Here is an 11,054-nt window from a genome sequence, read left to right as displayed (position 1 = left end):
CCCCTCGGCCCTCTCCGCCCTCTCCACGCTCGCGCCGCTCCCTGTCACGCAGGGCGGCGGCGTGAGGCGAGGAACCGGACCAGGACGGCTGCGGCGAGCAGGCCGGTGATCATTTGACCAGCGTAGGTCAGGACCATCCCGGTGGTGACCGCCTTCGCGGGATCGACGGTGCCCGCGCAGGAGATCAGGAGCCACAGCCCCCAACTCGCCGCGGCCGCCGCCCCGGTCCACGCGACGGCCAGCGCCCACCGGGCCGGCCGGGCCCCGCCCCGGGCCAGGTTCACGGCTCCCGCCCCGGCGACCAGCGTGCACATCCCGTAGGTGGCGAACACCACGCCCGTTTCGGGGTTGAACTGCGCGATCTGCGACGGGCTGAGCCCGGCCGTACCCCCGAAGGCCCAGGTGAACTCCACCACTGCCACGACCACGGCCAGCGCCGCCGCGGCTCCCGCCACCACCCCCGTGGGTGACGGGAGCCGCTCCCCCTGGACGCCCTGCCACAGACCGCCCCAGCGCTGCCGCGCGTAAGGGACGAACAGCGCGGCCAGGGCCATGGCCTGCACGATGAAACCCCCGTACACGACGTTGAACACCCAGGGGTCGAGGAAGGGCTCCCTGGCCGCCTGCGCGGCCGCGTCCGGCCCCAGCCCCACCGCCCTCACGAGGAGTTGGCCGGGGAAGGCCACGACGATCGGCACGAGCAGTCCGGTGGCGAGGAACACCGGAAGGGTCAGCAGCCATGACGGCACCCGTCTGCCCCAGGGCCGGGTGAACACCAGCACGAGCACGATGACGGCCGCGTCCATGACCAGCGTGACGGCGTTCGCCACCTTGAAGAACATCCCGGGTCCCAGCAGCACGCTGCCGTCCGGTATCCCGATGCGGCTCCCCGCCACCCAGGCGCCCTTGAGGCACAGGTACGGCACGGTGGCGGCCAGAGCCGCCGCCCCCAGGATCCTGCGCCCGGTGCCCGGGCCGGCGCCCGTCGACTGCGCCGCGTCCGTGCCCGCCGTCTCGTTCGTGCCCGCCGTCTCGTCCGTGTTCACCGCTTGCGTGGTCATGCCTCAACGGTCCCGTCTCCGCCGCCCCGCCACCTCCCCCGCAAAGGGGATCCGCCTCCCCCGCCCGGGGGAGGAACCTCCCCGTCCGCCGCCTCACATGCGCCGGGTCGCCACCGACAGCCGGTCCCGCGCCTCGAACAGCGACGCCTTGATCCGCTGTTCGTGGTCCGCCGTCAGCCGGGCCACCGGCACCGAGCAGCTCACCGCGTCCCGGGCCGGCGTCCGGTACGGCACCGCGACCCCGAAGCAGCGCAGCCCGAGCGTGTTCTCCTCCCGGTCCACCGCGTAACCCTGCTCCCGTACCAGCGCCAGCTCCTCCACGAGCCGCTCCCGGTCGGTGATCGTGTGCTCGGTGACCGCCTCCAGCCGCCGCGGCAGCAGCGCCCGCACCTCCTCGTCGGAGTGGGTCGCCAGCAGCGCCTTGCCCAGCGCGGTCGAGTGCACGGGCAGCCGCCGGCCGACCCGCGTGAACGGCCGCAGGTAGTGCTGGGACGGGCGGGTGGCCAGGTAGACCACGCTCGTGCCGTCCCTCCGGGCCAGGTGGATGGTCTCGGTCGTGTCGTCCGAGAGCCGGTCCAGGGTCGGGCGGGCCGCGGCGACGACCTCGTCCCCGTCGATGTACGAGCTGCCGACCAGCAGGGCCCGTACGCCGATGCCGTACCGCGTGCCCGTCGCGTCCGTCTCCACCCACCCCAGGTTCACCAGGGTGCGCAGCAGCATGTAGAGGCTGGACTTGGGCAGCGAGAGGTCGTGCTGGATGTCGGCCAGGCTGTGCAGTCCGGGCCGCGCCGCGAAGTGCTCCAGCAACAGGACCGTACGGACGGCCGATTTGACGGCCGCCGGCGCTCCCGGACCCTGGGACTCTTCAGCCCCCTCGGACCCCTCGGCCCCCTCAGACCCCTCGGACCCCTCCGATCGCGCGCCGGATCCGCCCGGTTCACCAGTGGTCATTCGCCTTCTTGCCCCTCTTGTCCCTTGTCAACGCGGAAGACCCGGAAATAGAGTCCGGAACGGATGTGATCATCCATCCATCGGAACGGCGTTCAGAATACTGAACGCCACCGCGCGGGTCAGCGAGATCCAGGAGGCAGTGCGCCATGGCAGCAACACCAGTCTGGAGTGTGGACCCCCGCACCGGGAAGCAGCGCGAACAAGTTGCCGTCGAAGCCACGTCCGGCGAGGTGGACGAGGCCGTACGCGCCGCCCACGCGGCCCGCGCCGCCCTCGCCGACCGCACCGCCCGCGCGGCCTTCCTGCGCGCGGCCGCCGGGCTGCTCGACGAGGCCGCGGCCCACGTGATCGAGGCCGCCGACGCCGAGACCGCCCTCGGGCCCGGCCGGCTCACCGGCGAACTCGCCCGTACCACCGGCCAGCTGCGGGCCTTCGCCGACGCCGTGGACGAGGGCGCGTACCTCGACATCCGCATCGACCGCCCCGATCCCGGCGCCGTCCCGCCGCGCCCCGAGCTGCGCCGCTACAAGGTGCCGCTGGGCGTGGTCGCGGTCTACGCCGCCTCCAACTTCCCCCTCGCGTTCTCCGTCCCCGGCGGGGACACCGCGAGCGCGCTGGCCGCCGGCTGCCCGGTGGTCGTCAAGGCGCACCCCGACCACCCCGCCACCTCCGAGCTGTGCGCCTCGCTGCTGCGCCGGGCGGCCGTGGCGGCCGGGCTGCCCGCCGAAGTGGTCGCCGTCGTCCACGGGTTCGACGCGGGCCTGGAGCTGATCCGCCACCCGCTCGTCTCCGCCGCCGGATTCACCGGTTCCATCCGGGGCGGCCGGGCGCTGTTCGACGCGGCCGCCGCCCGGCCCGTGCCCATCCCGTTCCACGGCGAACTCGGCTCCCTCAACCCCGTCGTGGTCACGCCCGCGGCCGCCGCCGAGCGCGCCGAGGAGATCGCCGCCGGACTCGCGGGCTCGGTCACCCTCGGGGTCGGCCAGTTCTGCGTCAAGCCGGGCCTGGTCCTGGTCCCCGAGGGCGCGGACGGCGACCGGCTCACCGGCGCGCTGACGAAGGCGCTCGGCGAGACCGAGCCGGGTGTCCTGCTCGACCACCGGATGCGGGAGAACTTCATCTCCGGCGTACGCGAGCGGGCCGCGCTGCCCGGCGTCTCCGCGCCCGTCACCCCCGGCTCCGGCGGCGAGCACACCGTCGGCGCGGGGTACCTGACCGTGCCGGCCGGGAGCCTGCTGGAGGGCGGCGCGTACGAGGTGCTGCTGGAGGAGTGCTTCGGACCGGTGACCGTGGTCGTACGGTACGCGGACCAGGGCGAAGCCGGGTCGGTGCTCGGCCGGCTCCCCGGGAACCTGAGCGCCACGCTCCAGCTCTCGGCGGCCGAGGCCGACGGCGGCCCGGGCCCGGCGGCGGAGCTGATCGCGCAGGTCACGGCGCTGGCCGGGCGGATCCTGGTCAACGGCTGGCCGACCGGGGTCGCGGTGGCCCCGGCCCAGCACCACGGCGGCCCGTACCCGGCGGCGACCTCGCACTCGACCTCGGTCGGCGGCACGGCCGTCGAGCGCTGGCTGCGGCCGGTGGTCTACCAGTCGGTGCCGGACCCGCTGCTTCCGGCGGAGCTGCGCGAGGCGAACCCGCTGGGCCTGCCGCGCCGGGTCACGCCCCCCGCCCCGTAAATCCGTTGCCCGCCCCGGCCGCCCGGGGCAGGCTGCCGGACATGCCGAGACCTCACGGATTCACGTACGAACAGCGCGCCGACGGGAGCGTGGTCATCACGCACCGGGGGCGGGCAGCGGGCACCCTGCGCGGCGGCCGGGCCGAGAAGTTCCTCGCCGAGGTGGAGTCCGGCGACGCGCAGCTCGTGATGGCCCGCTGGACGGGCGCGTACAAGTTCGGCAACGAGCGGGCGGCGAAGAACCACCCCCGCAACCGGCGCTGAAATCTGCCGCGAGGGTAAGGGAACGGCAAAGCACCTCCGGTCGTTCTCCGGGCATGACCGCTATGACCCCAGGTTCCAACCTGCCGCTCAACACCGTCCGTGTGACGGTGGACGTGGCTGCCCCGGTGCGGCTCGACGTGTCGGGGCTGCTCCTCGCGGCGGACGGCAAGGTGCGTTCCGACGCCGACTTCATCTTCTACAACCAGCCGTCCGGGCCCGGTGTCAGCTACCGGTCCGGCGGCGGGGCGGCGCCGGACTCGATCACCGTGGACACGGGCGCCCTGCCGCCGGGCATCGAGCGGATCGTGGTCACGGCCAGCCCCGACGCCGCCGGTCAGACGTTCCAGGGCATCGAGCCCACCGCCACCGTGCGGCACGCCGAGACCGGCGCGGTGATCGCCTCCTTCACCCCGCCGCAGCTGGGCGCCGAGACCGCGCTCGTGGTCGTCGAGGTCTACCAGCGCGGCGGCGTGTGGAAGGTGCGCGCGGTCGGCCAGGGGTACGCGAACGGCCTCGCCGGGATCGCGACGGACTTCGGGGTCTCCGTGGACGAGGAGCCCACCCCGCCGCCCGCGGCCGCCCCGCAGGCCCCGGCCGCGCCTTCCCCTTCGTCCTGGCCGAGTACGCCGAGCGCTCCGAGAACGCCGAGCGCCCCGACGACCCCGTCGTTCCCCGCGGCCCCGCCGACCGCCCCCACCGCCGCCCCGGCAGCCGCCCCGGCCGCCGCGCCCGGCACCGGGAAGATCAACCTCGACAAGGGCCGGGTCAGCCTCCAGAAGAACCAGACCGTGTCCCTCGTCAAGAACGGCCGCCCGCTGCTCTCCCAGGTGAAGATGGGCCTGGGCTGGGAGCCGGCGTTCCGCGGCCGGGACATCGACCTCGACGCCTCCGTGATCGCCTACGGCCCGCAGCGCAACCACATCGACAGCTGCTACTTCGGCAAGCTGTCCATCCTGGGCGGCGCCATCAAGCACTCGGGCGACAACCTCACCGGCGAGGGCGCCGGGGACGACGAGGTGATCGTCGTGGACCTCGGGCGGCTGCCCGCCGAGGCCACGGGCCTGGTCTTCACCGTCAACTCCTTCTCCGGCCAGAAGTTCACCGAGGTCGCCAAGGCCTACTGCCGCCTGATCGACGCGGCGAGCGGGGAGGAGCTGGTGCGCTTCGACCTCACCGGTGCCGAACCGCAGACCGGGGTCATGATGGCCAAACTGATTCGCCAGTTCTCGGGCGAATGGGAGATGACGGCCATCGGAGAGTTTGTGAAGTCCCGCACAGTGCGCGGGATGGTCAAGCCCGGCTCGCAGACACTCTGAGCAGGTGGGCGGGCACATGGAGCGACCGTGACCGTCGGCCGGAGGGTCGAGGTGATGGATTCCACCCTTAATCGGTGGGTGACTGTCAGTGCCCGCCCGTAGCCTTGAAAGCATGTACAGCACACTCCGGCCCGCGGGTCCCGCCCGCCCGTCCGCCGCAGAGGCGAACGAGGCGATACGGCACCTCGTCGAGACCCGGGTGGACGACGAGTGGCCCTCCGAGGCGTATGAGTTCCTCCTGGAGGAATGGGCCGCCGCCAGCCGCACCGATGTCGCCGAGGTCGCCGCCGCCCAGTGAGGGCGGCGGCGCAGCCGTCGATCGTGAAACCGGGCGTCAGTGCGCGCGGCGCCAAGGCCCGGTGATGGCCAGCATGATGCCCGGGTCCTGGATGTTGGCGAACAGCGTGCGCCCGTCCGGGGAGAAGCAGACACCGGTGAACTCGGAGTACTCCGGCTCCTCCGCCGTCCCCATGTTCAGCTCGTTGCGCGCCAGCGGGTACGTACGCCCCGACTCGGTCGCGCCGAACAGGTGCTGCAGGCCGCTGCCGTCCTCCGCGATGACCAGGCCGCCGTAGGGGGAGACCGTGATGTTGTCGGGGCCGTCGAAGGAGCCGTCCTGGGCCGGGTCGGCGTTCACCCCGAGCACCACCGTCAGCCGGATCGTGCGCCGCTTCGGGTCGTAGAACCACACCTGGCCGTCGTGGGCCGCGCCCGGGCTCTCCTCACGGGCGTACGAGGAGACGAAGTACGTGCCCCCGTCGGCCCACCACATGCCCTCCAGCTTGCGGGCGCGGGTCACCGCGCCCTCCCCGAACTGCTTGCGCACGGGCACCGTCCGCGCGTCGCGGTCCGGCACGGTCACCCAGTCGACCCCGTAGACGGTGCCGGTCTTCGTCGCGCGCGAGAGGTCGTCGACGAACCGGCCCGCGCTGTCGAAGCACTTGGCGGCGGCGAGCACGCCGGCGTCGGCCGCGAGGGTACGGAGCTTGCCGCGCCCGTGGCGGAAGCCGCTCGGCGGGGTCCAGCGGTAGAGCAGCCCGTTGGGGCCGGAGGCGTCCTCGGTCAGGTACGCGTGGCCGTGGCGCGGGTCGATGACCACGGCCTCGTGCGCGTACCGGCCGAAGGCCTTGACCGGCTTCGGGTCGCGGTTGGCGCGGCGGTCGTGCGGGTCGACCTCGAAGACGTAGCCGTGGTCCTTGGTCATACCGTTCTTGCCGGCGAGGTCCTCGGTCTCCTCGCAGGTCAGCCAGGTGTCCCAGGGGGTGGCCCCGCCCGCGCAGTTGGTGGACGTACCGGCGATGCCCACCCATTCGGCGACCTCGCCGCCGCGCCGGACCTCGACGACCGTGCAGCCGCCGGCCGCGGCCGGGTCGTAGACGAGGCCCTCGGTGAGCGGGACGGGGTGCGCCCAGTCCGCCCGCTTGCCCTTGAGCTCGTGGTTGTTGACGAGGAGGGTGACCCCGCGGTGGCCCTCGAAGGCGGCCGTGCCGTCGTGGTTGGACGGGGTGGACTCGCCCGAGTCGAGGGTGGTGACCCCGCTGTGGGTGATCACGCGGTAGCTGAATCCGGCGGGGAGGGCGAGCAGTCCGGCCGGGTCCGCGAGGAGCGGGCCGTAGCCGGGCTCGCAGGGCCGGCCGTGCTCGTCGCGCCGGGTGCTGTCGTCGGCCGCCAGCGCTCCCGGGGCGGTGGCGAGTGCGCCGACCGTCCCGGTGAGCGCGACTCCCGCGCCGGCGATGACGGTGCGGGCGGTGAAGTCTCTACGGCTGAGCGGCATCGGGTCTCCAGGGGTGGGGAGGTGGTGCGCCTGTCGTGCGGTCGTCGGCGCACAGGCTCCCGTCCGCACGTGAACAGCGGCTGAACTACCCGCGAAGGGGGGCCGGATCCCTGACGGTCCCGGCGGCCGCCCCCGTCCGGCCCCCGTCCGGCCCCCGTCCGCCCCCCTCCGCCCGCGTCGTCAGGTCTGGCGCGATCGGGCCTTGAACGCCGCCTTGCGGGCCTCCTTGGCGGCCTTCTTGTCCGGGTGCATCCGGCCCATCGCCTCCAGCACGTACGCCGTCGCCGGGTGGTCCACCCGCCAGACCTGGTCGAAGAACCCCGCGTGGTGCTCGGTCAGCGACCGCATCAGCAGCGGCAGTTCCTCCGTGTCCCCGTCCGCCGCGAGCTGCGCCGCGATCGTGTCCACGGTCAGCCAGAACACCATGGTCCCGTCCGGCGCCGGTACGTCGGCCACCCCGCGCTCGGAGAGCCAGACCCGGGCGAGCCCGCCGAGCTCCGGGTCGTCCAGCACCGCGCGGACCGCCTGCTCGGCTTCCGGACCGGCCGGGGCGAGGGCCTGCTGGCAGCGCAGTCGGCGCAGCGGACCGCCCTCGTCGGCGCCCCGGGCGGCGGCCAGCAGTTCGGCTACGGCGTCGGGCAGTTCGCGGCCGGCGAGCCACTGCTCGATCTCGGCCTGGGCCGCGCCCTCGGGGTATCCGGAGACCGCGTCGAGCAGGGCGTCCGCGCCCTTGTCGGCCAGTTCGCCGACGGCGGGGACGGTGACCCCGGCCTCCAGCATGCGGGCGCGGATGCCGTACAGGCCGAGCGGGGTCAGCCGTACCAGCCCGTACCGGGAGACGTCCTCGTCGTCGGCCTCGCCCGCGTCCGAACCGGGGGCCGAACCGGCCGAGGAACCGGCCGAAGAACCGGCCGCGGCGAACTCCTCGTCGTCCGCCTCCGCCATCAGCGCCTCGTCCACGGGCCGGAACTCGACGAGCCCGATCGGCTCCAGCTGCCGGAACTGGTCGTCGAGGCGCATCATCGCGTCCGAGACCTGCTCGAGCACGGCGTCGGTCGGCTCGCCCATGTCTTCGGGGATGACCATCGAGGCGGCGAGCACCGGCAGCGGAATCGGCCCGTCCGAGGCCCCGTGTTCGGAGACGGTGAGCAGGTAGAGGTTGGCGAGGACCCCGTCGAGGAAGTCCGCCTCGCGGCTCGGGTTCCAGTCCAGCCGGTCGAAGTCGATCTCGCCGCCCGCGTCCAACGCGTCGACGAGGTCGTCCAGATCGGGCACGGCCGCGTCCGCGAGCACGGTGTCCAGCGCCGCCAGCCACAGGCCGAGCACCTCGCCGGGTGCGCCGCCGGTCACCAGGGCCAGGTCCTCGCCGGGTACGGCGGTACCGGACTCCTCGTCCCCGTCCCCGTCCCCGTCCTCGACGTCGTCCGGATCGGCCACGTCGACGAGGCCGGTGTCCACGGCCACCCGCCAGGCCTGGCTCGCGAGCACCGGGCCTTCCTCGTCGGCGGGGTCGAAGCCCAGCGCGGCGGCGGCCTCGGGCAGCTGCGCGGCGGCGAGTTCACCGCCGGCGTCCACGCGGGTGTGCGGTCCCGCCCAGCGGGCCAGCCGTACGGCGCGGGCGAACAGCGGGGCGACGAGGGCGTCGCGGGCCAGTTCCGCATCGGAGGGCAGCCGTACCGGCGGCAGCGTGGGGTGCGGCTCTGCGGACATGGGGCGGTCTCCTCGCGAACGCGGTGGGGCGATGGGGCACGGCCCCGCGGGACGGTGGTGCGGCTGCCCCGGGGCGCTGGTCCGGCCGTCGCGGGACGGCCGTCCGGCGCACCAGCGTAGACGCATATCGGGCGCGCCCGGGGGGCCATCTCCTTTGGTTCATCCCACAGTCAGCTGCCGTATCCCCTGGAGGCCTTGACAACTTCCCTGGTCACACAGGAAATTGACGCGCGTAGATCTATGGGGAACCTCCGGGATTCCCGCGGATCGCCTGCGGTCCGGCCGCACGGCGTCCGCGTATATCCCGCCAAACGCACGCAACACCCTCTCGCTTTCGTCTTCCACACACCGGAGTTCTTGACCATGCGCTCCTCGCATCCCCGTTCCGCCGCCGTCTCGGCACTCGTCGCCACCGCCCTGGCCACCGGCCTGCTGGCGGGCACCGCCGACGCGGCCGAAGGCGCCGTGTCCGCCGAGCCGATACGCATCCACGACATCCAGGGCACCACCCGCATATCGCCGCTCAACGGCAAGCAGGTCGCCGATGTCACCGGCATCGTGACGGGCGTGCGCACGTACGGCTCGCGCGGCTTCTGGATGCAGGACCCGGACGCCGACGACAACGACGCGACCAGCGAGGGCGTCTTCGTCTTCACCAGCTCCGCCCCGACCGTCGCCGTCGGCGACGCGGTCAAGGTCTCCGGCCTGGTCGGCGAGTACATCCCCGGCGGCGTCTCCTCCGGCAACCAGTCGGTCACCCAGATCTCCAAGCCGGCCGTGACCGTGGTCTCCTCGGGCAACGCGCTGCCCGAGGCCACCGCGATCAACGAGTACAACGTGCCCGCCGAGTACGCCCCGGCCGGCGACCCGGCCGCCGCCGGCAGCATCAACGGCCTGGCCCTGGAGCCCTCGCGCTACGCCCTGGACTTCTACGAGTCCCTCGAGGGCATGAACGTGAAGATCGGCACCTCGCGGGTGGTCGGCGCCACCGACCCGCACGCGGAGCTGTGGGTCACGGTGAAGGGCTGGGAGAACACCGCCAAGCGCGGCGGCACGCTCTACGGCTCGTACGAGTCCCAGAACACCGGCCGGCTCCAGATCCAGCAGCTGGCGCCCCTCGCGCAGCAGCCCTTCCCGGTGGCCAACGTCGGCGACAAGCTGACCGGCACCACCGAGGGCCCGCTGGACTTCAACCAGTTCGGCGGCTACACCCTGGTGGCCCGCACCCTCGGCACGGTCAAGGCGGGCACCCTCGCCCCCGAGAAGACCAAGGCGCAGGCGGCGAACGAGCTCGCGGTGGCCACGTACAACGTGGAGAACCTCGACCCGAGCGACCCCCAGGAGAAGTTCGACAACCTGGCCAAGGCCGTCGTCGCGAACCTCGCCTCGCCCGACATCCTGGCCCTGGAGGAGATCCAGGACGACAACGGCGCCAAGAACGACGGCACGGTGTCCGCGGAGCAGACGCTGACGAAGTTCACGGCGGCGATCGCGGCGGCCGGCGGCCCGGCGTACCAGTGGCGCACCATCAACCCGGAGAACAACAAGGACGGTGGCGAGCCCGGCGGCAACATCCGCCAGGTGTTCCTGTTCAACCCGGCCCGCGTCTCCTTCACGGACCGCGCGGCGGGCGACTCGGTGACCCCGACCGGTGTGACGCAGGTGGACGGCAAGGCCGCCCTGACCCACTCCCCCGGCCGGATCGACCCCGCGAACCCGGCGTGGGCCGACAGCCGCAAGCCGCTGGCCGGCGAGTTCGTCTTCAAGGGCAAGACGGTCTTCGTCATCGCCAACCACTTCGGCTCCAAGGGCGGCGACGAGGGCCTGACCTCGGTCCACCAGCCGCCGGTGCGCTCCTCGGAGGCCAAGCGGCTGCTCCAGGCGCAGGCCGTGAACGGCTTCGTCAAGCAGCTCCTGGCCGCCGACAAGCACGCGAGCGTCCTCGCCGTCGGCGACATCAACGACTTCGAGTTCTCGGCGACCGCGCAGGCGCTGGAGGACGGCGGGGCGCTGTACTCGGCGATCAAGTCGCTGCCGAAGGCGGAGCGCTACTCGTACGTGTACCAGGGCAACGCGCAGGTGCTGGACCAGATCCTGACCAGCCCGGCGGTCAAGAACTTCACGTACGACAGCGTGCACATCAACGCGGAGTTCTCGGCGCAGAACAGCGACCACGACCCGCAGGTGCTGCGCTTCCGCCCGTAACCGCGGTGCGCCCCTGACCGGCAGGGCCCCCGGACGCCGTCCCGTCCGGGGCCCTGCCACGCTTCGGGCCGTGATCTCCGGTCCGCGCGGACCGGCGG

Annotated in this window: 9 protein-coding genes; 5 read left to right on the top strand and 4 right to left on the bottom strand. The window is 73.2% G+C overall.

What is annotated here, in order from left to right; genetic code table 11:
• Positions 1-44 precede the first annotated feature (44 nt).
• Complete coding sequence (locus IF02_RS0124590) at positions 45-1,061, bottom strand: hypothetical protein (protein WP_051696505.1); 1,017 nt, start codon at positions 1,059-1,061, stop codon at positions 45-47.
• 93 nt (positions 1,062-1,154) lie between these two features.
• Entirely contained in the window at positions 1,155-2,012 is an 858-nt protein-coding gene (locus tag IF02_RS0124585) for an IclR family transcriptional regulator (protein WP_078622297.1), read from the bottom strand.
• 146 nt (positions 2,013-2,158) lie between these two features.
• On the opposite strand from IF02_RS0124585, the gene IF02_RS0124580 reads away from it, so the two are divergent.
• From IF02_RS0124580 to IF02_RS0124565, 4 genes are all read left to right on the top strand, one after another.
• Complete coding sequence (locus IF02_RS0124580) at positions 2,159-3,688, top strand: aldehyde dehydrogenase (NADP(+)) (RefSeq protein WP_030160417.1); 1,530 nt, start codon at positions 2,159-2,161, stop codon at positions 3,686-3,688.
• 41 nt (positions 3,689-3,729) lie between these two features.
• Positions 3,730-3,951, top strand: coding sequence for a hypothetical protein (locus IF02_RS0124575; protein ID WP_030160415.1), 222 nt, complete (start codon positions 3,730-3,732; stop codon positions 3,949-3,951).
• Between the two features lie 62 nt (positions 3,952-4,013).
• Positions 4,014-5,267 carry a TerD family protein gene (locus IF02_RS0124570; RefSeq protein ID WP_030160413.1) on the top strand — a complete coding sequence of 418 codons (1,254 nt, stop codon included), beginning with the start codon at positions 4,014-4,016 and terminating at the stop codon, positions 5,265-5,267.
• A 112-nt stretch (positions 5,268-5,379) separates the two neighbouring features.
• On the top strand, positions 5,380-5,565 hold the full coding sequence (locus IF02_RS0124565; RefSeq protein WP_030160411.1) for a hypothetical protein: 186 nt from the start codon (positions 5,380-5,382) through the stop codon (positions 5,563-5,565).
• 36 nt (positions 5,566-5,601) lie between these two features.
• Here IF02_RS0124565 and IF02_RS0124560 read toward each other — a convergent pair whose 3' ends face one another.
• Complete coding sequence (locus IF02_RS0124560) at positions 5,602-7,041, bottom strand: alkaline phosphatase PhoX (protein WP_030160409.1); 1,440 nt, start codon at positions 7,039-7,041, stop codon at positions 5,602-5,604.
• A gap of 180 nt (positions 7,042-7,221) precedes the next feature.
• Positions 7,222-8,751, bottom strand: coding sequence for a hypothetical protein (locus tag IF02_RS0124555; protein WP_030160407.1), 1,530 nt, complete (start codon positions 8,749-8,751; stop codon positions 7,222-7,224).
• 363 nt (positions 8,752-9,114) lie between these two features.
• Between IF02_RS0124555 and IF02_RS0124550 the strand changes: the two genes are divergently transcribed.
• The gene (locus tag IF02_RS0124550; protein ID WP_030160405.1) at positions 9,115-10,956 is read left to right on the top strand and encodes an endonuclease/exonuclease/phosphatase family protein; all 1,842 of its coding nucleotides are present in this window, start codon (positions 9,115-9,117) and stop codon (positions 10,954-10,956) included.
• Positions 10,957-11,054: the final 98 nt, after the last annotated feature.

Source organism: Streptomyces sp. NRRL S-244 (assembly GCF_000717915.1).
Taxonomy (GTDB): Bacteria; Actinomycetota; Actinomycetes; order Streptomycetales; family Streptomycetaceae; genus Streptomyces.
Note: the sequence above shows the minus strand (reverse complement) of the source record. Positions and strands in the feature narration are given on the sequence as shown.

Excerpts from the sequence above, each read along its gene's own strand:
- IF02_RS0124590 (WP_051696505.1), bottom strand. The coding sequence starts at position 1,061 with ATGACCACGCAAGCGGTGAACACGGACGAGACGGCGGGCACGAACGAG.
- IF02_RS0124585 (WP_078622297.1), bottom strand. The coding sequence starts at position 2,012 with ATGACCACTGGTGAACCGGGCGGATCCGGCGCGCGATCGGAGGGGTCC.
- IF02_RS0124580 (WP_030160417.1), top strand. The coding sequence starts at position 2,159 with ATGGCAGCAACACCAGTCTGGAGTGTGGACCCCCGCACCGGGAAGCAG.
- IF02_RS0124575 (WP_030160415.1), top strand. The coding sequence starts at position 3,730 with ATGCCGAGACCTCACGGATTCACGTACGAACAGCGCGCCGACGGGAGC.
- IF02_RS0124570 (WP_030160413.1), top strand. The coding sequence starts at position 4,014 with ATGACCCCAGGTTCCAACCTGCCGCTCAACACCGTCCGTGTGACGGTG.
- IF02_RS0124565 (WP_030160411.1), top strand. The coding sequence starts at position 5,380 with ATGTACAGCACACTCCGGCCCGCGGGTCCCGCCCGCCCGTCCGCCGCA.
- IF02_RS0124560 (WP_030160409.1), bottom strand. The coding sequence starts at position 7,041 with ATGCCGCTCAGCCGTAGAGACTTCACCGCCCGCACCGTCATCGCCGGC.
- IF02_RS0124555 (WP_030160407.1), bottom strand. The coding sequence starts at position 8,751 with ATGTCCGCAGAGCCGCACCCCACGCTGCCGCCGGTACGGCTGCCCTCC.
- IF02_RS0124550 (WP_030160405.1), top strand. The coding sequence starts at position 9,115 with ATGCGCTCCTCGCATCCCCGTTCCGCCGCCGTCTCGGCACTCGTCGCC.